This window comes from Mesorhizobium sp. WSM4810, assembly GCF_055811235.1.
The window spans coordinates 67,190-92,077 of record NZ_JBVVQV010000027.1 but is presented as its reverse complement, the minus strand read 5'-3'; the positions used below and the strand labels follow the sequence as shown (position 1 = coordinate 92,077).

The following is a 24,888-nucleotide window of genomic DNA, read 5'->3' as shown; positions in this document are numbered from 1 at the left end:
CTGCATGCCGCACGGATGGCGGCCGGCCTTGGCGCCGACGTCACCATCATCGACCGCTCGATCCCGCGGCTGCGCCAACTCGACGATATCTTCGGCGGCCGCGTCCACACCCGCTACTCGACGGTCGAGGCGCTGGAAGAGGAATGTTTTTCGGCCGACATCGTCGTCGGCGCCGTGCTGATCCCGGGTGCCGCCGCGCCAAAACTCGTTTCGCGCGAAATGCTGTCGGGAATGAAGAAGGGCTCGGTGCTGGTCGATGTTGCCATCGACCAGGGCGGCTGCTTCGAGACCTCGCACGCCACAACTCATGCCGACCCGACCTATGAGGTCGACGGCGTCGTTCACTATTGCGTCGCCAACATGCCGGGCGCGGTGCCGGTCACCTCGGCCCAGGCGTTGAACAACGCGACGCTGCATTACGGCCTGCAGCTCGCCGACAAAGGCCTGAAGGCGCTGGTCGACGATCATCATTTGCGCAACGGCCTCAATGTCCACAAGGGCAAGATCACCAACCGCGCGGTGGCCGAATCGCTCGGCTATGAACTGGTCGAGCCGAAGGCCGTTCTCGCCGCCTGAACCCGCCGCTCGATCCTCTCCCGAAAGAGCCGCCGACGCCCCCGGCGGCTCTTTTTTCCACAAGAAAATTTCACGAACTGCGCTAGGCCGGCCGGCTTTACCCGTTTTGCTTGCAATGTGTCATTGTTGTGGCTTTTTTGTTACATCCGCCGGCGTGGGCAGGTGCTAGACGGCTGACGGGTTTTTCAAAAGGCAGGGGCAATGACCAGCAAACGATTCGCAAAATCTCTTCTTCTTGGCGCGGTTTCCGTACTGGCGCTCGGATCGGCTTCTCAGGCCGCCGACGCGCTTGTGCCGGTGGTCGAAACGTCGGCCTTCAACTGGAGTGGCATCTATGTCGGCTTCGGCGTTGGCGCCGGCGCCAATGTCCACGAGCTCAGCAGCGATTTCCTTCCGGGCTTCTCGTTGAACGGCATTGGTGGTGAAGGCGTATACGGTGAACTGACCGTTGGGTACGACTATATGGTGTCGCCGCGCTTCCTGATCGGCGGACTCCTGGACGCCCATATCGGCAACATTGAAACCACGCTCGATGTAGCTGGACTAGAGGCTTCGGTCCAAGAGACCTACGGCTTCGACGCTGGTTTGCGAGCCGGTTACCTGTTCACGCCGAACACTTTGGGCTATGTGCTCGGCGGCTATTCCTGGCAGAAATACGAACTCGACACCAACGCTGGTTTTGACCTGGATTGGGACCAGAGCGGTTACTTCGTCGGAGCCGGCGTTGAAACGGCCATCAACAGCAACTGGACCATCAAGACAGAATATCGCTATACCCGCTTCGGTACCAATGATGATCTGCTTTCCGAGTTCGGTTTGCCGGATGGCGCCCTCAATATCGACACGTCGCGGCATACGTTCCAGGTCGGGGCCAACTATCGCTTTGGCGCCCAGAATGGCGGCGTCGCCTCTTTTGAAGCGCCTGCCTACAACTGGACCGGCTTCTACGTCGGCGGCGCCGCCGGCGCGGGTGCGTCGGTGCATCAGATCGAGGTTCCGCCGCTTGGCGGGCTCGAGTTCAACGGGCTCGGCGGCGAAGGTGTGTTCGGCGAATTGAACGTCGGCTATGACCATGATTTCGGCAGCTGGGTCGCAGGTGTCATGGTGGATGCCCGCTACTCCGGCATGACTTCCGAGTTGGAACTTCCAGGCGGATCGATCAATCTGGATACCGATTACGGCTTCGATGTGCTTGCCCGCGTCGGTATGAAAGTTAACGAATCAACCCTCGCCTACGTGCTCGGTGGTTACAGTTGGCAGCACTTCGATCTGAACGCGTCTTCGCCGATCGGCGATATCCTCGATTGGGACTCCAGCGGCTTCTCGGTGGGTGGTGGTCTGGAAACGGCCATGTCCAGCAACGTGACCGTCGGCCTCGAGTACCGCTATTCGCAGTTCTCCGAGGAGGATTTCTCGTCGGAACTTGGGCTGCCGGACGACACTCTCACCTCGACGCCTTCGTTCCATACCGTCCGCATTGGTGCGAAGTACAAGTTCAACTAATTTTCGAGCCGTCCAGACAACAGTCAAAGCCCGTCGGTCATTCCGGCGGGCTTTTTCTTTGGGTAAAGAAATATAATGCAGGCAGCAAAAAAGCGGAGCCAAAGCCCCGCTTCCTCTGATATCGAGATCTCCCGCCGGTTCATCCGCGGTCGGCAAATCGATCGACAATCATTCCATAACGCGACATTGCGACAGGCGTACGACAGCTGCGACCGATCCGGTCACGCGCGCTCGATCCGGCACTGATAGCAGTTGTTGCGTGCCGAGCGAACATGCACATAGGCGATGTCGTCGCGCTCGAACAAACTCTCGGCCCGTGCCGCAATAGCGGCCGTTGGGATGACGCCGCCGCTGCCGTAGACGATGCGATCGTCGCTGCCGTAACCGCGCACGATGTAGTCGCTGCCTTCGAGAATTTCGGGAAGCGCCTCGGCCTCGGCAGCGCGCTCGCAAGGCTCGGCATGGAGGAAGATCGGGCCGGTCTCGGCATAAGGCTGCAATTGCGGGAATGGCCGATAAGCCAGGACAAGGTAGGCTTCTCCAGCGGCGACGTTCTTCAGGCAGTGGCGGCAAGGCACGCCGTCACCGTCGGATATTTTCCGCTCTGGGATCAGGCCATAGGCGTCCGGCCCGCCGCGCTGCAAAGCTCTGACGCCTTCCGTGGGCAAGGCCTTGAACTGGATGGTCATGGTGAAATCTCCGATGTCATCGACCGGAAATTACGTCGCTGCGCCAGCGCTTCCCACCCGATTCCTGCCAATCTGGATCAGTCCATCAGCGCGTCGAGACCGCGCACCAGCCCTGTGATCTCCTGTACCCGCCGGATGGCGAGCAGCGTCCCGGCCACATAAGGGGCAGCGGACGAGCCGGCGTCGTGGCGGATGGTCAGCCGCTCGTCGGGCAGGCCGAACAGCGCTTCGCAGGACAGGATGTAGGAAGGCAGGCGAAGCGCATGCACCTGCACCCCCTCGCCCGTGCCAACCGCCGCACCGCGCGTTCCCGGCACACCGGAGACCTCCGAGACCGGCCGCGCGGTCGAAGCCTTGCGGACATCGGCCAGCGCTTCGGCAAGCTCGCGCGCCGTGCCGGACGGCGCGTCGGGCTTTTTGGCGCTGGCATAGTCGATGACCTCGACATCCGGCACGTATTTCGCCGCCATCAGGGCAAACCGCTTCATCAGCGTGGCGGTGATCGAAAAATTGCCGGCGGCAATGACGCCGACACGATTGGCGCGGGCTGCAGCATCGATCTCGCCGAAATCGGCCGCACCCAGCCCCGAGGTGCCGATCACCACGTGCCGTCCGTTTTCGATGGCCAGCAGCGCATGGTCCTTCACGACATCCGGTTTGGTGTAGTCGACCAGCACGTCCGAGGGCACCTCCATTGCCTCGGCCAGCGAGGCGGCAACGATGATGCCGTTTGCCGACAGGCCGACCAGCAGGCCTGAATCCTGCCCAGCGCCGCTGCGTGACACGGCACCGGCCAGCGCCATGTCGCCTTGCGCCCCGATCGCCGGAACCAGTGCCTTGCCGACCCAGCCGGTCGCACCGGCCATCACCACCCGAATCGTCATTGATCCTCCCATCGCCATTTCGAGCGCCACGCGTTCCCTTGGATGCGTGGCGAACGCTCCAACAGTTTGCCTCCGAGCTGAAGCATCGATGAAATTCAGTCTGCGGAGAAAATCATGGCCGCATGACGCTGGCCGCACGTTCGGCGAAGGTCATTGGATGCACCATCTCCTTCTTTTGCGCGACCGGTTCAAAGCCGAGCTTCTGATAGAGCGGCAATGCCGCCGGATGGTCGAGCGTGCAGGTCTGCACCGTCACCCGCCTTGGTCCGTGCGACCAGGCGGCGTCGATCGCCGCACCCAGGAACCAGCGGCCGATGCCTTGGCCGGTGGCGTGCTCCATCATGCCGAAATAGGCCAGTTCCACTTCTCCCGGCAGATGTGGCTTCAGGTCGAAAAAGCCGGCCGGCGAGCCGTCGAGATACAGCACCCTGATATCGCGGTCCTCGCGATGGATCCCGGCAGAAAGCTCCTCGTCGCTCAGCCTCAGCACATTGACCCAGTGCCATTTGCGGCCCACCCGATCCATCAAATAGCGGTAGAAATGCAGCGGAATGTCCTTGGTTTTTAGCAATGCGATCTGGCGGTTGTACGGCAGCGGCGGCGAATAGGCTGGCGGCGCATGCATTTCGAGAAACGTCACCGTGACCTCGATGTCGTCAAGCGCGCCGTTTTCCATCACAGTCAGTCCTTGCCCGTCACGACGGGCGTATCGCCAAGCCCACCCCATTCGGTCCATGAACCGTCGTAGAGCCTGTTGTCGGTGTGGCCTAGCGTCTCGAGCGCCAGCGTGATCGCCGCCGCCGTAACGCCTGAGCCGCAAGAGGTGACGACCGGCTTTGACAGGTCGATGCCGGCGTCCTCGATCACCTTGCGCAACCGGTCTTTCGACAGCAACTCGCCATCCTCGGCAAGCGCCGAAAACGGCGCATTGCGCGCGCCGGGCATATGGCCCGAGCGGACGCCGGCGCGAGGCTCCGGCTCGGTACCGGCAAACCGGCCAGGCGAACGCGCATCGGCGATCTGGCTTTCTCCGGTCTCGACGATCCGGCGCATGTCGGCCAGGCTGGCGACGCGAGCGGCATCGAAGTCGGCATGGAACACGCAAGGCGCGATCTTCGTCGGCTCCGCCGTCACCGGCCGTCCAGCCGCTTTCCAGCGATCGAAGCCGCCGTCCAATATGTAGACCTGGAACACCCCCATGACACGGAACATCCACCAGGCGCGCGGCGCCGAGAAGAAGCCCGGGCCGTCATAGACAACGATGGTGTCGTCGGCCGAAATGCCCATGGCGCCGACATACTGGGCGAAATGCTGCGGCGACGGCAGCGTGTGCGGCAGTGGGGAATCAGGATCCGAGATCGCATCGTGATCCAGGAAACGGGCGCCCGGAATGTGCGCTGCGTCATATTCGGCGCGCGCGTCGCGTTTCTGCGCCGGCAAATACCAGGACGCGTCGACGATGGTCAGGCCAGGCTCGCCGAGGCGCTTCTGCAACCAGTCCGCATCGACGGTGAAAGGGCTGTCTTCGGCCATTGTTCTTCTCCTGCCCGCCTTCGACAATCTGTTTATCAGGCCGGCTGTTTATCAGGCCGGCGGCATTGGTCCAAAGCGTATTCGGAAGCGCCGGTTCTCGCGACCCTTCTTCTCGATCTTGCCGATATGTATCTCGCCGACTTCTCCAGTGCTCTTCACATGAGTGCCGCCGCAAGGCTGGCTGTCGATCGAGGCGTTCTCGCCAATGCAGACCAAGCGGATCTTGCCCGTGCCGACCGGCGGCCGAACATTCTTCGATTTCACCAGTCCCGGATTGGCCGCCAACTCCTCGTCGGTGATCAGCCTGACAGAGACCGGGTGGTCGGCCCGCACCAATTCCATCAGCCGGGCCGTCACGTCTTCCCTGGTGAAGCCGGCATCCGGAATATCGAAATCGATACGGCTGTCGTCCTCGGAAACCGAGGCACCGGTGATCGGGAACGGGCAGACGACGGTAAGCAAGTGGCAGGCTGTGTGCATGCGCATCAGAAGATGCCGCCTCTGCCAATCGAGGGCAAGCTTTACCGGCTCACCGACCTCAGGCACCGCCTGCTCAGGCGGCGGCACATGGATGATGTCATCCTTGGTCTCACCGGTGATGGTGGCGGCAACAGCGATCAGGCTGCCGTCGGCGCGTTCGAGGGTGCCCGTATCGCCAGGCTGCCCGCCCGACGTGGCATAGAAGATCGTCCGGTCCAGAATGATGCCGCCACGGTCGTTGACGGCGACAACCACGGCATCAGCCGTCCTGAGATAGGCGTCGTCGCGAAACAGGGCATCCGTCCTGTAAGCCATCACGCAACCTTTTCGAACGGCACCGAGATTGTGCTCCGCTGTTCCATCCAGCCCGGCACCGGCAGCTGCTTCTGACGCAGGAATTCCGGGTTGAACAATTTCGACTGATAGCGCGTGCCGTAGTCGCAAAGCACGGTCACGATGGTATGGCCGGGACCCATCTCACGTGCCAGCCGGATCGCGCCGGCAATGTTGATGCCGGTCGAGCCGCCGACGCACAGGCCTTCCTCCTGGATCAGGTCGAAGACGATCGGCAGTGCATCCTCGTCCGGAATCTGGAAGGAGAAATCCGGCGTGAACCCTTCCAGATTGGCGGTGACCCGCCCCTGCCCGATGCCTTCGGTGATCGAGCTGCCTTCGGATTTCAGCTCGCCGCTGGTGTAGAAACTGTAGAGCGCCGCACCGAGCGGATCGGCGAGCGCGATCTTGACGTCCTTGCTCCTGGCCTTGAGCCCGAAGGCGACCCCTGCCAGTGTTCCGCCGGAGCCGACCGCCGAGACGAAACCATCGACCTTGCCGCCGGTCTGGGCCCAGATTTCTTCCGCCGTGGTGCGGGTATGGCCATCACGGTTGGCGACGTTGTCGAACTGATTGGCCCAGATCGCGCCGTTCGGCTCGGACCGGGCCATCTGCTCGGCCAGACGGCCCGACAGTTTCACATAATTGTTGGGGTTCTTGTAGGGAACGGCAGGCACCTCGATCAGCTCGGCGCCGAGCAATCTGATCGTGTCCTTCTTCTCCTGGCTTTGCGTCTCCGGGATGACGATTACGGTGCGGTAGCCAAGCGCCTTGGCAACCAGCGTCAATCCGATGCCGGTGTTGCCGGCCGTCCCCTCGACAATCACCCCGCCCGGCCTCAAAAGTCCGCGCTGCTCGGCGTCGCGGATGATGAACAGCGCGGCACGGTCCTTGACCGACTGGCCCGGATTCATGAATTCGGCCTTGCCCAGGATCTCGCAGCCGGTTTCTTCCGAGGCTTTGTTGAGGCGGATCAGAGGCGTATTGCCGATCGCTTCGATCACAGAACGGGGCATGGAGATTCCTTTATGCTTGCGGCCGAACCCTAGAAACCCGAAGCTTGGGTTTCAAGGCAAGAATTTGCCTGATCCAGCGGCATTTCCGGGCTGCAATTTCCTAAAACAGATGTTGCGTTGAGCCAATCATTGAAGCTCACCATTGAAAAGCGCTCTTTTCATCCGATTTCTTCACCGCTAGAGCACAGGCTAAGAAAAAGTCGCAGGGCATAGCATGACACTCTATCGGGCCGACCCGAAGCACGGCGTCGCCTGGATTACCGGCGGCAGCAGCGGCATCGGCCGTTCACTGGCCAAGGACCTTGCGGCGCAAGGCTATGTCGTCGCGGTGACGGCGCTCGACGACGATCCGATCGACACGCTTGTTGTCGAGACGGCGCAGATGCCGGGCCACGTCACGGCCTATCCTTGCGACGTCACCGACGAAGAACGCATGGCAAGGACGGTCGCGGCGATCGAGAAGGATCTCGGCCCGATCGTCTTGGCCGTGTTCAATGCCGGGAGCTATATTGCGACCGTCGGCGAAGACCTCACTGCCCGTGGATTTCGCCAGTCCTTCGATGTCAATTATTTCGGCATCATCAATGGCCTGGTGCCGGTCATCGAGCGCATGCGCGTCCGCGCGCGCGGCCATATCGTCCTGGTCGGTTCGGTCACTGCCTATTTCGGCTGGCCGACCACGGCCGCCTATGGCGGCACCAAGGCGGCGATCAATATCCTCGCCGAGTCGCTGAAGTACGATTTCGACAAGATGAACGTCCGCATCCAGGTGATAAACCCGGGCTTCGTCGACACCCCGCTGACCGAGAAGAATTTGCTGCCGATGCCCGGGCTGATGCCCGTCAATCGCGCCTCGCGCCGCATGGCGCGCGGCATCAAATCCGGCGGCTTCGAAGTCACCTTCCCGTGGCGCTTGTGCTGGGGCCTGAAGCTGCTCAGAATCCTGCCGAGACCGTTCTGCCGATGGGTCATCAGCACCGCGACCCGCTGGAAGGCGCGTCCGCTGAATTTCGACCGCAAGCCGCCGAGCGAATAGACCGGCCATCAAGTTGGCGCTCCCGCCGCCGGCAGGACGTCGTTGCCTGTTTGCCATCGTGGCCATAGGTTGAGATTAATTGCATGGAGTCTGCGATGGGGCGACGGATCGTGCTTGCGGTATTGGGTCTCGCCGTCATTCTCGTCCTTGCCTACGTCTTCGGCCCGCGCGCCCCAGCCGACATCACGATCCGCTTCGATCCTTCCGTGATCGGCGATGACCCGCAAGCCTACCTGGCACGCAAGGAGGCGGCCGTACCTGATATCCACGACGGGCTGGAAAAGGAAATCATCTGGGTCAATCCGATGGTTCACGCCAGGACGCCGCTGTCGATCGTCTACATCCACGGCTTTTCGGCGTCGAAGGGCGAGGTTCGTCCGCTTCCCGACGAGGTGGCCGAAGGGCTCGACGCCAATCTTTACTACACCCGTCTCACCGGTCACGGACAGGGCGGTGCCGCGATGGCGGACGGCAGCGTCAACGCCTGGATCAACGATTATGAGGAAGCGCTCGCCATCGGCCGAGCGATCGGCGACAAGGTGATCGTCATCGCCACCTCGACCGGCGGCTCGCTGGCAGCCTGGGCTGCGACGCAGCCGGGCGCATCGGACGGGGTGGCGGCCATAGCATTCATCTCGCCGAATTTCGGCGTCAAGGCTTCCGGCGCCGAACTTCTGACCATGCCGTGGGGCCGAGAGATCGCCGAGCTGGTCGCCGGCAAGGAGCGCAGCTTCGTGCCGCGCAATGCGCTGCACGAAAAATTCTGGACCTGGCGCTATCCGATCGCGGCGACGCTGCCGATGGTGGCGCTGACCGAGCTGGCCAATGGCGCGCCGGTGGAGAAGGCGACCATCCCTGCCCTGTTCATCTTTTCCGATTCGGACAAGATCGTGCGGCCGGACCGCACCCGCGACATCGCCGGGCGCTGGGGCGCGGCGCACGAACTGGTGCCGGTCGACGATACCGGCGATCGGGACAATCATGTCATTGCCGGAGACGCGCTGTCGCCAGCAACCACAGCTTTCCTGGCGCAGCGCATTGTCGTGTGGGTACAGGCGGTGGTGAAGTAGGTCTCAGGCGAAAAAGGCGACCGAAGCATCGCTCCGATCGCCTTTTTCAATTGTGAGCAGCCGGGCCGAGCCGACCGGCGCGGGCCGGATGCACTATCTGGTTACGCAGCCCGCGCTGCTGGCCGCTTGCCGCCGAAACGACGCTTGTTGTTGCCCTTGAACGCCTTGGCGCCTTCCGGCTTGCGCTCGCCGGCGAAGGCCGGCTTGTCGCCGAAGCGCTTGTTGCCGTTGTTGTGGCCGCCCGGCCGCCTGCCGTCGCGACGACCGCTGCGGTCGTTGGCCGGCTCGAAGCTGCGCTCGTTCTTTTCGGCAGGATTGCGCTGCGGGTCGGGACTGCCGAGATGATCGGCAACGATCGGCAGCTTGGTGCGGATGATGCGCTCGACCTGGCGCAGCTTGCTGTTCTCGGACGGGTCGCAAAGCGTGATGGCGATGCCGTCCATGCCGTTACGGCCGGTGCGGCCGATGCGGTGGACATAGCTCTCTGCCTCGTCCGGCAGGTCGAAATTCACCACATGGCTGATGCCGGGCACGTCGATGCCGCGCGCCGCGATATCGGTCGCAACAAGAATGCGCACCGAACCCTCGCGGAAATCGTTCAGCGCCTTCTGACGGGCGTTCTGCGACTTGTTGCCGTGGATGACGGCGGCCTTGAAGCCATCGCGCTCGAGATCCTTGGTCACCCTGTCGGCGCCATGCTTGGTGCGCGAAAAGATGATGACGGACTTCATCGCCTGGTCGGCGAGCATCGTCGCCAGAACCTGGCGCTTCTGCTTGGTGCGGGCAAAGACGACGCCCTGTACGATCTCGGCCGCCGCAGTGCTGTGCGGCGCCACTTCGACGCGGATCGGGTTCTTCAGCAGGCCTTTCGCCAGCTCGGCGATTTCGGCCGGCATGGTCGCCGAGAACAGCACCGTCTGACGGTCCGGCGCGGTCGCCCTGGCGATGCGCTTGACGTCGTTGATGAAGCCCATGTCGAGCATGCGGTCGCCTTCATCGAGCACCAGCCATTTGGTGTCGGCAAGCACGAGGTCGCCCTCACGCACCAGATCGGTCAGCCGGCCGGGCGTGGCAATCAAAATGTCGACGCCGGGAGCGATCTTCTTCACCTGGCTGAAGCGCGAGACGCCGCCAAGCACGAGTGCTGTCGAGACATGCGCGCCCTTGGCGAGCAGCTTGATCATCTCTTCGATCTGCACGGCGAGCTCACGCGTCGGCGCCAGGATCAGCGCACGAGCGGTCTTTGGCCGGCGCTTGGTGCCGAGCGCGATGATCTTCGACAGGATCGGCAGCGCGAACGCCGCGGTCTTGCCCGAACCGGTCTGGGCGATGCCGAAAATGTCACGGCCTTCCAGCTGCGGCGGGATCGCCTGGGCCTGGATCGGCTTCGGCTCGGTGAAGCCTGCGCCATGGGTCGCCCTGAGCAGCGCGCCCGTAATGCCAAGTGCTGCGAAACCCGAAAGTTCCCCAGTGTCTTTACCGGGCAGAGTGTTCTTGCCGGTCAGAGTGTTTTCGTTGGTCAAAATATTCTTCTTTCACGCGGCTCCTGGCCGCAAACATCGATGGCGGCAGGGCGCAACCTGCCGTCGAAAAAACTGTCATGAAAACGACAAGGCGGGCGGACGTTATCGTCCGCACGGCTGCGCTGTCGTGCCCGCAGGCATCATGCCGCGGGGCTTTTTCGCCGCCTTGCCGATATGTCGGAAAGAGGGAAAACAGACGCAACCAGTCTCATTCGTCGAGAAGGCCGGATAGTCCGGCCCAAGCGCCTATGCCGCCGCATATGGCCCAGTTCGCCGCGAAATGCAAGGGCCGTCATGTTGCAGCGCAGCGAACCAGTCAAGAAGAGCAGCCGTGAACGTCTGCTCAAACTTCAGCCGGCCATTCCCTCGCCCCATGCTGGACGAACAGAACTTCTATTTGAGTGTCTTTCACCCGATACGCTGGCGATTGGCCAGATCCAATCCGCGCCTTCGTCATCCTAGGGCGAAGCAAGGAGCGAAGCGACGCGGCGCAGACCCTAGGATCCATGCCGTTACCCAGGCCGAAAAATGCAGCGGCTCAGAATGGCGCTTGCGTCCGCAACGGTGCCAGCTAACCTTCTACCATGACCGGCTATGCCTACATGACCGCGAGCCAAAAGCGTGGCACGATCTACATCGGCGTCACCAACGACCTAGGCCGCCGCATGCCGGAGCATAAATCCGGCCAAGGCTCGCGCTTCACCAGCCGCTACGGCGCGCAGCGTCTGGTCTGGTACGAGGAGCACTTCGATATTCGAGACGCCATCCAGCGGGAGAAGTCGCTGAAGCGCTGGCCGCGCCAGTGGAAGATCGAGCTGATCGAGAAGGCCACCGGAGTGGTTCGAGCTTTTTCGCGGAACCGGGTGGTAGCGTTCGGTTCAGAGCCGCTGCATTCTTCGGCTGACGTCACGGAATGGATCCTAGGGTCTGCGCCGCGTCGCTTCGCTCCTTGCTCCGCCCTAGGATGACGAAGTGGAGGGATGCTTCGGCTAATCTCGAAGGTCAGTGATTTGCCGCTGAGATCGGCCCGTTTGCGGCGGACGCTGCCCCAGCAAGCGAAGCGAGAGCGGTTGGTAAGCCGCACCTAACAGACGGCCAGCTATGCCCGCCAGCGTATCGAGATCGGCGGCGAAAGCACGCCAGCGTTGCGAAAACAAAGCAGGCCGAAAAGCGGCGCTTGCGCTCGCTTACCGCCATGATTACCACAAATCAGCTTCTTTTGGGGATCGAGCGATGAAGGACGTGCTGAAGGAACTCGAGCGCCGCCGCGCCATGGCGCGCATGGGCGGTGGCAAGGCCCGTATCGACGCTCAGCACAAGAAGGGCAAACTCACCGCGCGCGAACGCATCGACGTCTTTCTCGACGAAGGCTCGTTCGAGGAGTTCGACATGTATGTCGAGCATCGCTCAACCGATTTCGGCATGGAAAAAACCAAGATCGCCGGCGACGGCGTCGTCACCGGCTGGGGTACCGTCAATGGCCGGCCGGTCTATGTCTTTGCCAAGGACTTTACCGTGTTCGGCGGCTCGCTGTCCGAGGCCCACGCCGAAAAGGTGGTCAAGGTGCAGGAGATGGCGCTGCGCAACCGCGCGCCGATCATCGGCCTCTACGACGCCGGCGGCGCCCGCATCCAGGAAGGCGTGGCAGCGCTTGGCGGCTATGCCGAGATATTCCAGCGCAATGTGCTCGCCTCCGGCGTCATCCCGCAGATTTCAGTGATCATGGGTCCTTGCGCCGGCGGCGACGTCTATTCGCCGGCGATGACCGACTTCATCTTCATGGTGCGCGGCACCTCCTACATGTTCGTCACCGGCCCGGACGTGGTGAAGACCGTCACCAACGAGACGGTGACCGCCGAGAGCCTCGGCGGCGCCTTGGTCCACACGACGAAGTCGTCGATTGCCGATGGCGCTTACGACAATGACGTCGAGGCGCTGCTGCAGATGCGCCGGCTGGTCGATCTGCTGCCTGCCTCCAACACGGCTGATATCCCCGAGATCGAATGCTACCAGTCGGTCGCCGATGACGATCCGTCGCTCGACCGACTGATCCCCGACAACGCCAATAAACCCTACGACATCAAGGAGTTGATCCTTAAAGTTGCCGATGAGGGTGACTTCTTCGAGATCCAGCAGGATTTTGCGAAAAACATCGTCACCGGCTTCGGGCGTGTCGAGGGCCGCACGGTCGGCTTCGTCGCCAACCAGCCGATGGTGCTGGCCGGCGTGCTCGATTCGGACGCCAGCCGCAAGGCGGCGCGGTTCGTGCGCTTCTGCGACTGTTTCTCGATTCCGATCGTCACCTTCGTCGACGTGCCAGGCTTCCTGCCCGGCACCGCACAGGAATATGGCGGCCTGATCAAGCACGGCGCCAAGCTCTTGTTCGCCTATGCCGAAGCGACCGTCCCGAAGATCACCGTGATCACCCGAAAAGCCTATGGCGGCGCTTATGACGTGATGGCGTCGAAGCATCTGCGCGGCGACATGAACTATGCCTGGCCGACGGCGCAGATCGCAGTGATGGGCGCCAGGGGCGCGGTCGAGATCATCTATCGCAAGGACATCGGCGATGCTGAGAAGATCGCAGCACATACAAAGGCTTACGAGGATCGCTTCCTGTCGCCCTTCGTCGCCGCCGAGCGCGGTTATGTCGACGAGGTGATCATGCCGCATTCGACCCGCCGCCGCATTGCGCGTGCGCTGCGCATGCTGCGCAACAAGGATATGCAGAACCCCTGGAAGAAGCACGACAACATTCCGTTGTGAGGCGCTGATGTCGCGAAAGCGACCACCGCAAAAGCTCACTCCGCTTCCGCGGCGCCGAACCCAGCGCCCATCGTCGCGCGGACGGCTCCAGACCACGGGGTGGCATGATTGTCGATGCGCATCTGGAAGATAAAATAGGTTGGCGAGCAGAAACCGACACCTTTCACCTTGCCGATACCGGGCGTATCGGGCGGCAGCGATTGGCACATGTAATCTTCGCGGCAGAAATGGTCGGCCGAGCAAGCCGGCGGATTGCCGCGGTTGACGGCGCCGCCCAAGCACTGGTCGAAATTATTGGTCGCCACGCAGATGTCGAATTTCTTGCCGCCGACCAGGCCGCAGATCTCGTTCGGCATCGGCTTGCCCGGCTTGAAGCCGGCAAAGGCGCGGTCCTTGTCATTGCATCCGCGATAGGCGATGCCGGCCGGCACACCGATCTTCGGCGGCCGGCAGGTGTAGGCGGTGCGCGAAATGTCGGTGGCCAAGGCCGCGAACTGGCCGGTAATGCTGTAGCGGTCATTGAAAGGCTGCGTGCCGTTGCTGGCGATCGAGCCGGTCAGGCATGGATGTCCGGAAAACATCTTTTCGCTGTCCTTGGGCAGCAGGCATTGCGCCAGTTTCGTCCGCACCCCCGATGCCGTCGCCAGCGCCGTGCAGACGGTGCCGCCGCCGCATTGCCAGGTCGTGCCGAAGCGGGCCGCATCCTCCGGCATCAAACATGGCATCGCCATCTCGGCCGCTGCGTAAGCGACCTCGCCGGCGTCCTTCCATGCGGCCGGCGGCGCGAAGGACAGCGGGCGGAGCCGGTTCGGCTCCTTGCCGTCGGCGGCCGCACGCAGCCAGGCTTCGCGCCGCGGCATCTCGGCATGAAGATGCGGCGAGATGCCGACCTCGATGCGGTTCAGCGGCGATGTCGTCTTGTCGTCGAGGCCGATGAAATGGAAACCGGCGGTCGAACCAGCCTGATGACAACCCTGGCAGGCGCCATTGTCGAGCCGCTCGACCAGCGCTTCCGGCGTGCGCAGCAGCTTCAGCGTAGAATAGTCCAGCCCGGAAAAATCCGCAGGCTGGAACAGCGGCGTGAACGGGTGATTGGCCTGCCTTGCGCTGCCGAAAGTCGACCACGAGACGACTTTCTTGGCCAGGAATTCATCCGGGATTGACGCCGAGGTCGACCGCCGCGACATTGGCGCTGATATAGTCGGCAAGTTTTGCTTTCAGCGCGGCGTCGTCGGCAAGCCGCGCCAGGTCGGGCGTGTTTTCCAGCGGCTTTTCGCTGACCGTCTCTCCATCGACGCCAAAATCCGCATGAGGTAGGCAGCCTGGCCGCCAAATTCGGTCTCCTGGCCGGAGGGAAAGCGCACCATTTGTGCGTTGAGCTCGAGCTGCTTGAAGCTCAGCCCGGCCCTTTCAAGCGGCCCGCCGATGAGCCAGCCGATGTCGACGGTCTCATCGAGCTGCGGCGTCCAGCGTCCGGCAACGCCGACGCAGCCGCCATCGGCGTCCGGCGCGACGCTATAGATGGCATTGAAATTGAACGGCAAGCGCGAGGCCAGAACCTTGCCGTTTTTCTTGAAGCTGTAGGCAAGACGGTAGATGAAACGGACCTCGCCGCAGCCCCCGTCGCCTCGTATTTCGGCGAAATCACGCCGATCGAGCCGGTTGACGACACCGACCAGCCGAAAGCGCGCGGCGTCGGTCTTCAGCCAGCGCATGTCGATGATGCGGCCGACATTGCCGTCGGTGACTTCGTAGAGCGACCGCCCGCCAGCCTTCATCTCGGCGCGCAGCGCGGTAACATCGCCGGCAATCGTTTCGACGATCTGATGATAGGCCGGCGCCTTGTCATAAAGCGTCTTCAGGTCGGCCTTGCCGTCGACATCGAAAATGCCGGCGAAATCAAAACCCCTGGCGTCGAGTGCGGCCAGCACGGCCGGATCGTCGACGATCATCACCGGACCTTCGGCGCGCGCCAGGCTGGCTAAGAAAAAATTGGCAAAAATCACAGCGATCAAGGCGAGCCGACGGTTCATTCAGCGGTCATCCCGTTGCGATTTTCGGCAAGCTCGCGCAGCACCGGCACCAGCGCCAGCGGCAAGTCTTCAGCGATCAGCCCAGGTCCGAAACGGCTGCCGGCCTCAGCATGGATCCAGACCGCCGCGCAGGCGGCTTCGAAAGCCGGCATGCCTTGCGCCAGGAGGCCGGCGATGATGCCCGACAGCACGTCGCCCGAACCGGCGGTGGCCAGCCATGGCGCGCCGTTGCCGTTGATCGCCGCCCTGCCATCGGGCGCCGCGATCACCGTGTCCGCGCCCTTGTAGACGACGATGGCGCCGGCGCGCGCGGCGGCAGTGCGCGCCTTGGCCAGCTTGGACAGGTTCCTGGCTCCGGCGATGTCCGCAAACAGCCTGGCGAATTCGCCCTCATGCGGCGTCAGCACCAGCGCCGGTGCGTTCGGGCGACGGGCGGCTTCGAACAGAACGTTCGGCGTATCGCGAAACGAGCTGATACCATCGGCATCGAGCACCAGCCCGTCGACCCTGCCGTCCTGCCGGTCTCCGGCGGCCAGCACGCCGAGGGCAAAATCGCTGGTCTTTTCGCCGACGCCAAATCCGGGTCCGAGGACAAACGCCGATGGCCGGCGGCCGTCGATGAATTCCTGCACGTCCGCGATGCTGTCTGCCTTTTGCAGCATGATCGAAGTCAGATGCGCGCCATTCACCTGCACGGCATTCGCCGGCGACAGCACGGTCACCGCCCCTGCCCCGCTTCTGGCCGCGGCAAGCGCCGATAGCCGTGCGGCACCCGTCGTCGACGGCCCGCCGGAAAAGACGCCGACATGGCCGCGCCTGTATTTATGCGCGTCGACGGCTGGGACCGGGAAATTTTCGAGCCAAAGCGGCGGGATGTTCTCGAAGGTGAGCGGTTCAAGCTGCGCAACGATATCGTCGCTAATGCCGATGTCGGCAAGCACCAGTTCGCCGCACATCTCGCGCCCAGGCAACAGCAGATGGCCGGGCTTTTTTCGCGCGAATGTTACCGTGAATTGGGCGCGGAATGCCCGGCCGAGAATCTGGCCGCTCTCGCCTGACACGCCTGAGGGCAGATCGACCGCGACGACAGGCAGGTTCAGTTCTGTCGCAACCTCGACCGCCCTGGCGGCATCACCGGACAGCGGCTTGGACAGCCCTGCCCCATAAAGCGCATCGACCAGGATCGAACCTTTATTGGCAGCAAATTCCGACAGCGGCCGTGGACTGACCTGGCATTCCGACGCGGCGAGCGCCGCGTCGCTGCCGGCTTTGGGCGAGCCGGATGCCCACAGCAAGACGTCGACGGCGCTGTCCCGAAGCATGCGGGCGACGACATAGCCATCGCCGCCATTGTTGCCGGGCCCGCACAGCACGTGGATGCGCCTGGCAGCCGGAAAATGGGCGAGCACCACCGCAGCGACTGCCGCACCTGCATTGCGCATCAGGACAATGCCGTCGAATGGTCCGGCGGAAATCGTCAGCCGGTCGGCCTCAGCCATCTCGGCCGGAGACAGAATTTCATTGCTCATGGATGCCGATCCGCATTGGCTCAAGCCGATCCTGTGGTCAAACCCGATCCCTGTGGTCAAACCCCGATCCCTGTGGTCAAACATTGTCCAGTTTTCGGTTCGAAGCAAACGGCGATGAAATGGCACGATCTGTAAGCACATCGTTAGGGACAATGGCGTCCTCGAAGCACAATTGCCCGCGAAATGCTCTATCTGCCCAATTATTGTGCGGACGGTAGCGCCGACAATGTGTAGGTTCCCAGTATCCATGACGCATCCAACGCAGCGAATGACGCGAATTTAGCCCTCAACGCGGCATGGCATCGAAATCGCGTGATACCGCTTCGAATCCCCTCAAATTGGCACAGTTCGTGCTTGAAAGAGGCGCAAGCGGGGCTCACAACCCGTCTTTTTTGACAGTGGAGGCCACTTTTTACATGAAAAAGATCGAAGCGATCATCAAGCCGTTCAAGCTAGACGAAGTGAAGGAAGCGCTTCAGGAGGCCGGGCTGCAAGGCATCACCGTAACGGAGGCCAAGGGTTTTGGCCGGCAGAAGGGCCATACCGAACTCTATCGCGGCGCTGAATATGTCGTGGATTTTCTGCCCAAGGTGAAGATCGAGGTCGTGCTCGGCGACGACGCGGTCGAAGGCGCGATCGAGGCCATTCGCAAGGCGGCCCAAACCGGCCGCATCGGCGACGGCAAGATCTTCGTCTCCAACATCGAGGAAGTCGTGCGCATCCGCACCGGCGAAACAGGGATGGACGCGGTCTGAGGATTCTGATTTCAGATCATCTCCTCGAAACGTCATCAGACAGGGAAACATGACATGACGACAGCCAAAGACATCATGAAGCAGATCAAGGACAACGACGTGAAATTCGTTGACCTGCGCTTCACAGATCCGAAGGGCAAGCTGCAGCACGTGACGATGGATGTCATTGAGGTCGAGGAAGACATGTTTGCCGACGGCGTCATGTTCGACGGGTCCTCCATAGCCGGCTGGAAGGCGATCAACGAGTCCGACATGGTGCTGATGCCCGACACCGAGACGGTGCATATGGACCCGTTCTTCGCGCAGTCGACCATGGTCATCCTGTGCGATATCCTCGATCCGATCTCCGGAGAATCCTACAACCGCGACCCGCGCGGCACCGCCAAGAAGGCTGAAGCCTATATGAAGGCGGAAGGCATCGGCGATCAGATCTTCGTCGGCCCGGAAGCCGAGTTCTTCGTGTTCGACGACGTCAAGTACAAGGCCGATCCGTACAACACCGGCTTCAAGCTCGACTCCACCGAATTGCCGTCCAACGACGACACCGACTACGAGACCGGCAATCTCGGCCACCGCCCGCGCATCAAGGGCGGCTATTTCCCGGTGCCGCCGATCGACTCGGCGCAGGACATGCGCTCTGAAATGCTGACCGTGCTCGCCGAAATGGGCGTGCGTGTCGAAAAGCACCACCACGAAGTGGCCGCTGCCCAGCACGAGCTCGGCATCAAGTTCGACACGCTGGTCCGCAACGCCGACAAGATGCTGATCTACAAGTATGTCGTGCACCAGGTCGCCAACGCCTACGGCAAGACGGCCACCTTCATGCCGAAGCCGGTCTTCGGCGACAACGGCTCGGGCATGCACGTCCACCAGTCGATCTGGAAGGGCGGCAAGCCGACCTTCGCCGGCAATGAATATGCCGGCCTCTCGGAGAGCTGCCTGTTCTACATCGGCGGCATCATCAAGCATGCCAAGGCCATCAACGCCTTCACCAACCCGCTAACCAACTCCTACAAGCGCCTGGTGCCGGGCTATGAAGCGCCGGTGCTGCTCGCCTATTCGGCCCGCAACCGCTCTGCCTCCTGCCGCATTCCATTCGGCTCGTCGCCGAAGTCCAAGCGCGTCGAGGTCCGCTTCCCCGATCCGGGCGCCAACCCCTACCTCGCCTTTGCCGCCATGCTGATGGCCGGGCTCGACGGCATCAAGAACAAGATCCACCCGGGACAGCCGATGGACAAGGATCTCTACGACCTGCCGCCTAAGGAACTGAAGAAGATCCCGACCGTCTGTGGTTCGCTGCGCGAAGCGCTGCAGAGCCTCGACAAGGACCGCGGCTTCCTGAAGGCCGGCGGCGTCTTCGACGACGACCAGATCGACAGCTACATCGAGCTCAAGATGGCCGAAGTGATGCGCTTCGAAATGACCCCGCACCCGGTCGAGTATGACATGTATTACTCGGTCTGAGCGGACGAGCTAAGCGACAAACAAAACCCCGCCGGAGCGATCCGGCGGGGTTTTTGTTTGGGATGGCGAACACTCAATCCAGCAGTTGGTGTTGTCGCCCTGACAAAAGGCCGACGCGACGGAGAGCAGTCACGGCGCAGACACTCAGTTCCGCGCCGTGACGCGTGCTCAAGCGGCAGCCGAAACCTCGGCGCTGGTCGGGACGGAGGCGATCGTCTTCAGGATCTGGGAAGCGATCTGGTAGGGGTCGCCCTGCGAGTTCGGGCGGCGATCCTCGAGATAGCCCTTGTAGCCATTGTTGATAAAGGAATGTGGCACGCGGATCGAGGCGCCGCGGTCGGCGATGCCATAGCTGAACCTGTTCCACGGCGCGGTCTCATGCTTGCCGGTCAGACGCTTGTCGTTGTCCGGGCCGTAGACGGCGATGTGATCCATCAGGTTCTTGTCGAAGGCGGCCATCAGCGCCTCGAAATAGTCCTTGCCGCCGACTTCGCGCATATAAGCGGTCGAGAAGTTGGCGTGCATGCCGGAACCATTCCAGTCGGTGTCGCCGAGCGGCTTGCAGTGGTATTCGATATCGATGCCGTATTTCTCGGTGAGGCGCTGCATCAGGTAGCGGGCCATCCACATCTGGTCGGCGGCCTTTTTCGAGCCCTTGCCAAAAATCTGGAATTCCCACTGGCCCTTGGCCACCTCGGCGTTGATGCCTTCATGGTTGATGCCGGCGGCAAGGCAGAGGTCGAGATGCTCCTCGACGATCTGCCTGGCGACGTTGCCGACGTTGCTGTAGCCGACGCCGGTGTAGTACGGGCCTTGCGGCGCGGGGTAGCCGCTCTCGGGGAAGCCGAGCGGGCGGCCATCCTTGTAGAAGAAATACTCCTGCTCGAAGCCGAACCAGGCGCCCTCGTCGTCGAGGATGGTGGCGCGCTTGTTGGATGCATGCGGCGTCACGCCGTCCGGCATCATGACTTCGCACATGACGAGCACGCCATTGCTGCGCGCGGGGTCGGGATAGATGGCGACCGGCTTCAGCACGCAGTCGGACGAGTGGCCTTCGGCCTGCATGGTCGAGGAACCGTCGAAGCCCCACAGCGGAAGCTGGTCGAGCGTCGGGAATTCGGCATATTCCTTGATCTGCGTCTTTCCGCGAAGGTTGGGAACCGGGGTGTATCCATCGAGCCAAATGTACTCGAGCTTGTATTTCGTCATTCTAGCCTCTCGTTGCTTTGATCACCGAACCTTGGACGGCGCCGGCATGCCAGCCACCCTGCAGCCGACCTGCCGGATTATTAAAAAGCAATTCGTGTGCCATTCTCGCCGGCCAAGGATGCGACAAAACTGACGCCGCATCCCGACAAATCCGCTGCCGCGTAATCGCAATGCGTCCGGATCAATCACAAGCATATTCTGCATAAATAACAGGCAGATACTGATCTTTTTATAATCATATTGCCTAACTGGATTGCAGAACCTATCTTCGGGAAAGATTGAATCGGCAAGGCTCTGCAGAAGAAGGGAGACCGACAATGGAAATCACTCCTACCCGTCAGTCGGCCAAAATCCTGATGTTCCCGGTGGCAGCGCGCGCTTCTGCCTCAAATTTAAGCGGAAAGGCTAAGTTCGCGGCAGAACTTGCTTCATTGCGCAACCGTACGGATTTCGGAAGCGGCTGGTATCACGAAGCGGCCATCGAGGAAGAAAAACAGGACCGGAAGAGCTAACCTTTCCTCCGCATCGCTTTTGACGAATTGCAAAGCCCGGCGCGATCGCTCGCGCCGGGCTTTTCATTTTGCCGTCAGGCAAGGATCAGGTCTTGGCGTCCAAGTCCGTTCCCAGCGTATCCCTGACAAAGATCGTACCGATGACCAGCGACATCGCCGCGATCACCACGGGATACCAGAGGCCGTAATAGATATCGCCGCTGTAGGCGCTGAGCGCGAACACCGTCGCCGGCAGCAGGCCGCCGAACCAGCCATTGCCGATGTGATAGGGCAACGACATTCCGGTATAGCGGATGCGGGTCGGGAACATTTCTACCAGGATCGCGGCGATCGGTCCGTAGACCATGGTCACGTAAAGGACCAGGATGAACAGGACGCCAATGACCTTTGCCCAGCTGACCTGCTCAGGGTCGGCAAACATCGCAAAGGCGCCTGCCGCCGGGACATTGTAGACGGTGATCTCGGGCACCGCCGCTGCCTCATCGGCCGTCAGCAGCTTGTCCTTGATCGCCCGGTCGGCAGCAACCGTCGTCTTGTCGCCGGCGCGGATTGCGGCGGCGTCGAGCTTCAGTTCCGGATTGGCCGCGACGAAGGCGTCAAGCTTCTGGTCGGCGACCTTGGCCGCAGCACGCTTCAGCGGATAGCCGCCGTCCCGCAATGCAATGTTGATTGCCTTCTTGAACGCGGCGTCGCTTGAAGTTGCCTTGTCTGCGGCTGCCACGGCATCATAGGACGCCACCGTTTCGGTGCCGATCTTGACACTGGCCGCGGTCCCCGGTGCCGCTGTCGTGACAATGTCATAGGGCACCGAGCTCTTGGCAAGGAAGTCCGTCGCAATATCGCACGACGTCAGAGGCTTGCGCGTTCCGGTCGGATTGAACTGGAACTTGCAGTCGCCAGGTGCAGCGGTAATCGTGGCACGGGTGTTTTGCTGTGCGGTGGCGAGCGCCGGGTTGGCTGCCCAGGTTAGCGCCTTGAACAGCGGGAAGGTGGTGACGATCGCCAGCGCCAGGCCCGCCATGATGATCGGCTTGCGGCCGATCTTGTCGGAGAGCCAGCCGAACACGACAAAGAAGATCGTGCCGAGCGCCAGCGCGATGGCGATCATGATGTTGACCGACTGGCCGTCGACCTTGAGCACGTTCTGCAGGAAAAACAGCGCGTAGAATTGGCCGTTGTACCAAACTACGGCCTGGCCGGCAGTAAGGCCGAAAAGCGCCAAAATGGCGATCTTGGCATTTTTCCACTGTCCGAAGGCTTCCGTCAGCGGCGCCTTGGAGCCCTTACCCTCGTCCTTCATGCGCTGGAAGGTCGGCGATTCGGCAAGCGACAGGCGAATCCAGACCGATATGCCGAGCAGAATGGCTGAGAGCAGGAATGGAACACGCCAGCCCCAAGCCTCGAAATCCTCCTTGCTCAGCGAATTTTGCACGATAAGGATGACGACCAGCGACAGGAACAGGCCGAGCGTCGCCGTCGTCTGGATCCACGATGTGTAGAAGCCGCGGCGGTCGTCGGGCGCATGCTCGGCCACATAGGTCGCCGCACCGCCATATTCACCACCGAGCGCCAGGCCCTGCAGCATGCGCAGCGCAATCAGGATAATAGGCGCTGCAATGCCCCAGCTTGCCGAACCAGGCAGCAGGCCGACCAGGAAGGTCGACAGGCCCATGATCATGATGGTGACGAGAAAGGTGTATTTGCGACCTACGAGATCACCGATGCGGCCAAACACCAGCGCGCCGAACGGGCGCACGAGGAAGCCAGCGGCGAAAACCAGCAGCGTAAAGATGTTGCGCGTCGCTTCCGGATACGAGTTGAAGAATGTCGAGCCGATCGCCGCCGCCAATGCGCCGTAGAGATAGAAATCGTACCATTCGAAAACGGTGCCGAGCGAGGAAGCGAAGATGACCTTCTTCTCTTCCCGCGTCATTCCGCGGCTTGCTCTGCCGGCGGTCGCTGCCATTGCCATGAATTCGTCCTCCCGTGACATCTCGCTGTGCTTGATGCTGCGCGGTGTCGCCTCTGGACACGAACTCGGGCAGCTATCGCCGCGAGAAGTGACAGAAAGCGCCGCCCAGAGGCAGCCCGTCTTTGGGATTATGACTTTGGTCCAATGCATCGGCCCGAACATCGGAATCGATGTTCGGAAAGCACGATGCATAGATTCAAAGTGTTAGAGCGTATTTTGCACGTCCAACTGGAACGCACGTCGCTCTAATAGGGCAAGGCGAAACGAATGAGGGCGGCGATCGCCGTCAGCCCTTGAGTGCCTCGAGGAAACCGACGGCGGCCATCATGTCGCGCTTGCGGTGGGCACGGCGGGCGACGGCCTCCGCGTCATGGCCCCAGTGCTCGGCCTGCCAGTCCTCGTCGACATGGCCGGCGGCCCAGGCTGCCTCGCCGTCGATCTCGCCGAAATCGACGGCCAGCGCCAGCAGTGCCGATCCCGTCAGCGACGTCATGACGTGGATGGCGGCAAGCCGGAGCGGGTCGGCACGCTGGGCAAGATGAACGCCAAGCACCGCGAAACTCTCGCGCGGCTGCTCGACATGGATCACCCCTTCGGCGAGGTGAAACCGGGCGCCGAGCGCGCTCCGCGCCCAATCGATGACGGGGTCCCAATATTCGTTCTGCCGGTCGACCAGCCCCTGCGGGGCGTCGGCGCGATAGCAGAGCAGGTCGGACGAGGCAAAGCGCAGGATGTCTTCCAAAACCGCCTGCGGGTCGCTGGCGACGCCGTCGATGGCCGTGTTGACCAGACGCATGACCGGCATCGTCATCGGGTCGATCGTCTCGCCTTGCGCGGCGAACTCGCCGGCGACCAGAGCGGCGGCTTTTTCGGTCGGCAGGATCAGAAGCGCTTTGCCCGGCGTACGGACCGGCTTGCCATCGAGATGAACCGCAAAACCAGCTTCGGCCGGTGCGACCGAGACGGTTTTGTAGAAGCGTTTCGGCAGATGCGTCTTCATCTGGATCTGGGCACGGCGTACCGGATCCGGATCGGAAAGCTGCTTTCCCGCTTCGAGGTCGTTGAGAATATCGCGCATGCCGGAGCCTTTCATCCGGGGATCTGTTTTCGGGCCGGCCGATTCACAATGATCAGACCGGCTGCGATGAGGCCGAGTGCCAGGAAAATACGGATGGTCAGAGGCTCGTTCAAGAAGATGGCGCCGCACAGAACGCCGAACACCGGCGACAGGAAAGTAAAACTCGACAGGCCCGATGCCGGATAGCGCCGCAGCAACCAGAACCAGAGCACATAGGTGAAGGCGACGATGTAGACCGCCTGGAAAAGCAAGGCCAAGGTCGGCAAAGCGGCGAAGTCGCGGACGGGCGGCCCGGCGAAAGGCAGCACCAAGGCGCCGACCATCGCAGCGCCGGCCAGTTGGTAGAGCAGCAACTTCTCGGCGCTCGTTTCCGCCAGTTTCGTGCGCTTGATGACGATGTAGGTCAAAGCCCACAGAATGCCGGCGCCGAGACTGAGCAGATCACCAATCAGGGTCGCACCGTTATCGGCGCTCAACTGGTCGGAGAACACCGCGACCAATCCGGCGAAAGCGAGCAGAAGGCCGACGAGCCGGCGCGCGGTGATGCGTTCGTTGAGCAGGAAATGCCCGCCGACCAGCACCCAGAACGGCATGGTGTTGACCAGCAAGGTGTTGCGCGCGACGGTCGTCTGTTCGAGCCCGACATAGAGAAACAGGAACTCGAGACCAAAAAGCGCGCCTGCCAGAATGCCGGCGACAAGGGTTCCGTCGCGGGTAAAAAGCGCAATGCCGCGCCAGCGGCACCAGACGAGAACGCACAGCCCGCCGATGACCGACCGTGCGATCGACAGGAAAACGGGATCGTAGCCGGCATAGGAGATCTTGGCGGCGACGTAGTTCAGCCCCCAGGAAAAGGTCAGCCCGACCATGATGGCGGCGGCGGCCATGTCGACCCTGTCGCGACGGTCGAGCGTATCTGTGGCCATG

General features: G+C 62.1%; 22 protein-coding genes and 1 pseudogene. 9 read left to right on the top strand and 14 right to left on the bottom strand.

What is annotated here, in order from left to right; all coding sequences use genetic code 11:
• A partial coding sequence (locus tag AC0L3O_RS28840) for an alanine dehydrogenase (RefSeq protein WP_473617303.1) occupies positions 1–576 on the top strand: 576 nt, incomplete at its 5' end.
• A 201-nt stretch (positions 577–777) separates the two neighbouring features.
• The gene (locus AC0L3O_RS28835; protein WP_287240818.1) at positions 778–2,079 is read left to right on the top strand and encodes an outer membrane protein; all 1,302 of its coding nucleotides are present in this window, start codon (positions 778–780) and stop codon (positions 2,077–2,079) included.
• A gap of 221 nt (positions 2,080–2,300) precedes the next feature.
• Here AC0L3O_RS28835 and AC0L3O_RS28830 read toward each other — a convergent pair whose 3' ends face one another.
• The 6 genes from AC0L3O_RS28830 to AC0L3O_RS28805 form a co-directional block, all read right to left on the bottom strand.
• The gene (locus AC0L3O_RS28830; protein ID WP_023799253.1) at positions 2,301–2,768 is read right to left on the bottom strand and encodes a DUF1203 domain-containing protein; all 468 of its coding nucleotides are present in this window, start codon (positions 2,766–2,768) and stop codon (positions 2,301–2,303) included.
• 77 nt (positions 2,769–2,845) lie between these two features.
• On the bottom strand, positions 2,846–3,652 hold the full coding sequence (dapB, locus tag AC0L3O_RS28825; protein ID WP_287240817.1) for a 4-hydroxy-tetrahydrodipicolinate reductase: 807 nt from the start codon (positions 3,650–3,652) through the stop codon (positions 2,846–2,848).
• A 112-nt stretch (positions 3,653–3,764) separates the two neighbouring features.
• On the bottom strand, positions 3,765–4,328 hold the full coding sequence (locus AC0L3O_RS28820; RefSeq protein WP_023799255.1) for a GNAT family N-acetyltransferase: 564 nt from the start codon (positions 4,326–4,328) through the stop codon (positions 3,765–3,767).
• 5 nt (positions 4,329–4,333) lie between these two features.
• A complete protein-coding gene (gene sseA, locus AC0L3O_RS28815; protein ID WP_023799256.1) occupies positions 4,334–5,185 on the bottom strand; it encodes a 3-mercaptopyruvate sulfurtransferase in 852 nt (283 codons plus the stop codon).
• A gap of 51 nt (positions 5,186–5,236) precedes the next feature.
• Positions 5,237–5,980 (bottom strand): alanyl-tRNA editing protein, encoded by a 744-nt coding sequence (locus tag AC0L3O_RS28810; protein WP_287240815.1) that lies wholly within the window; start codon positions 5,978–5,980, stop codon positions 5,237–5,239.
• The gene (locus tag AC0L3O_RS28805) at positions 5,980–7,014 is read right to left on the bottom strand and encodes a cysteine synthase A (protein WP_077377624.1); all 1,035 of its coding nucleotides are present in this window, start codon (positions 7,012–7,014) and stop codon (positions 5,980–5,982) included. Before AC0L3O_RS28805 ends, AC0L3O_RS28810 begins: the two co-directional genes overlap by 1 nt.
• Before the next feature lie 214 nt (positions 7,015–7,228).
• Here AC0L3O_RS28805 and AC0L3O_RS28800 point away from each other — a divergent pair, with 214 nt between their 5' ends.
• Positions 7,229–8,050, top strand: a complete 822-nt coding sequence (locus AC0L3O_RS28800) for an SDR family oxidoreductase (protein WP_128169084.1) — start codon at positions 7,229–7,231, stop codon at positions 8,048–8,050.
• Positions 8,051–8,145: 95 nt separating this feature from the next.
• Positions 8,146–9,120, top strand: a complete 975-nt coding sequence (locus AC0L3O_RS28795) for an alpha/beta hydrolase (protein ID WP_023799260.1) — start codon at positions 8,146–8,148, stop codon at positions 9,118–9,120.
• A gap of 101 nt (positions 9,121–9,221) precedes the next feature.
• On the opposite strand, the gene AC0L3O_RS28790 is transcribed toward AC0L3O_RS28795, so the two are convergent.
• On the bottom strand, positions 9,222–10,643 hold the full coding sequence (locus tag AC0L3O_RS28790; RefSeq protein WP_287240813.1) for a DEAD/DEAH box helicase: 1,422 nt from the start codon (positions 10,641–10,643) through the stop codon (positions 9,222–9,224).
• A 584-nt stretch (positions 10,644–11,227) separates the two neighbouring features.
• Between AC0L3O_RS28790 and AC0L3O_RS28785 the strand changes: the two are divergent.
• Positions 11,228–11,513 (top strand): annotated as a pseudogene (locus AC0L3O_RS28785) (GIY-YIG nuclease family protein).
• Positions 11,514–11,876: 363 nt separating this feature from the next.
• Positions 11,877–13,409: an acyl-CoA carboxylase subunit beta gene (locus tag AC0L3O_RS28780; protein WP_287139213.1), complete on the top strand. Its 1,533-nt coding sequence runs from the start codon at positions 11,877–11,879 to the stop codon at positions 13,407–13,409.
• Positions 13,410–13,444: 35 nt separating this feature from the next.
• Here AC0L3O_RS28780 and AC0L3O_RS28775 read toward each other — a convergent pair whose 3' ends face one another.
• The 3 genes from AC0L3O_RS28775 to AC0L3O_RS28765 are packed head-to-tail and all read right to left on the bottom strand — an operon-like array spanning position 13,445 to position 16,971.
• A complete protein-coding gene (locus AC0L3O_RS28775) occupies positions 13,445–14,596 on the bottom strand; it encodes a hypothetical protein (RefSeq protein ID WP_473617301.1) in 1,152 nt (383 codons plus the stop codon).
• Between the two features lie 30 nt (positions 14,597–14,626).
• Positions 14,627–15,442 carry a hypothetical protein gene (locus AC0L3O_RS28770; RefSeq protein ID WP_473617299.1) on the bottom strand — a complete coding sequence of 272 codons (816 nt, stop codon included), beginning with the start codon at positions 15,440–15,442 and terminating at the stop codon, positions 14,627–14,629.
• Positions 15,439–16,971 (bottom strand): NAD(P)H-hydrate dehydratase, encoded by a 1,533-nt coding sequence (locus tag AC0L3O_RS28765; protein ID WP_473617298.1) that lies wholly within the window; start codon positions 16,969–16,971, stop codon positions 15,439–15,441. The genes AC0L3O_RS28770 and AC0L3O_RS28765 overlap by 4 nt, the downstream gene beginning before the upstream one ends.
• 416 nt (positions 16,972–17,387) lie before the next feature.
• On the opposite strand from AC0L3O_RS28765, the gene AC0L3O_RS28760 reads away from it, so the two are divergent.
• Both AC0L3O_RS28760 and glnA read left to right on the top strand, forming a co-directional pair.
• Positions 17,388–17,726, top strand: coding sequence for a P-II family nitrogen regulator (locus AC0L3O_RS28760; RefSeq protein ID WP_006205430.1), 339 nt, complete (start codon positions 17,388–17,390; stop codon positions 17,724–17,726).
• A gap of 54 nt (positions 17,727–17,780) precedes the next feature.
• Positions 17,781–19,190 (top strand): type I glutamate--ammonia ligase, encoded by a 1,410-nt coding sequence (gene glnA, locus AC0L3O_RS28755; RefSeq protein ID WP_473617296.1) that lies wholly within the window; start codon positions 17,781–17,783, stop codon positions 19,188–19,190.
• Between the two features lie 168 nt (positions 19,191–19,358).
• On the opposite strand, the gene AC0L3O_RS28750 is transcribed toward glnA, so the two are convergent.
• Positions 19,359–20,399 carry a glutamine synthetase beta-grasp domain-containing protein gene (locus AC0L3O_RS28750; RefSeq protein ID WP_023799266.1) on the bottom strand — a complete coding sequence of 347 codons (1,041 nt, stop codon included), beginning with the start codon at positions 20,397–20,399 and terminating at the stop codon, positions 19,359–19,361.
• A 317-nt stretch (positions 20,400–20,716) separates the two neighbouring features.
• Here AC0L3O_RS28750 and AC0L3O_RS28745 point away from each other — a divergent pair, with 317 nt between their 5' ends.
• Positions 20,717–20,911, top strand: coding sequence for a DUF2735 domain-containing protein (locus AC0L3O_RS28745; RefSeq protein ID WP_236372904.1), 195 nt, complete (start codon positions 20,717–20,719; stop codon positions 20,909–20,911).
• A gap of 85 nt (positions 20,912–20,996) precedes the next feature.
• Here the strand turns inward: AC0L3O_RS28745 and AC0L3O_RS28740 are convergent, their stop codons facing one another.
• The 3 genes from AC0L3O_RS28740 to AC0L3O_RS28730 all read right to left on the bottom strand — a co-directional run bounded on the left by AC0L3O_RS28740 (position 20,997) and on the right by AC0L3O_RS28730 (position 24,887).
• Positions 20,997–22,883: an MFS transporter gene (locus tag AC0L3O_RS28740; protein WP_473617295.1), complete on the bottom strand. Its 1,887-nt coding sequence runs from the start codon at positions 22,881–22,883 to the stop codon at positions 20,997–20,999.
• Positions 22,884–23,169: 286 nt separating this feature from the next.
• The gene (locus tag AC0L3O_RS28735) at positions 23,170–23,961 is read right to left on the bottom strand and encodes an ATP12 family chaperone protein (protein ID WP_473617293.1); all 792 of its coding nucleotides are present in this window, start codon (positions 23,959–23,961) and stop codon (positions 23,170–23,172) included.
• Between the two features lie 11 nt (positions 23,962–23,972).
• Positions 23,973–24,887 (bottom strand): DMT family transporter, encoded by a 915-nt coding sequence (locus AC0L3O_RS28730; RefSeq protein ID WP_287067831.1) that lies wholly within the window; start codon positions 24,885–24,887, stop codon positions 23,973–23,975.
• Position 24,888 lies beyond the last annotated feature (1 nt).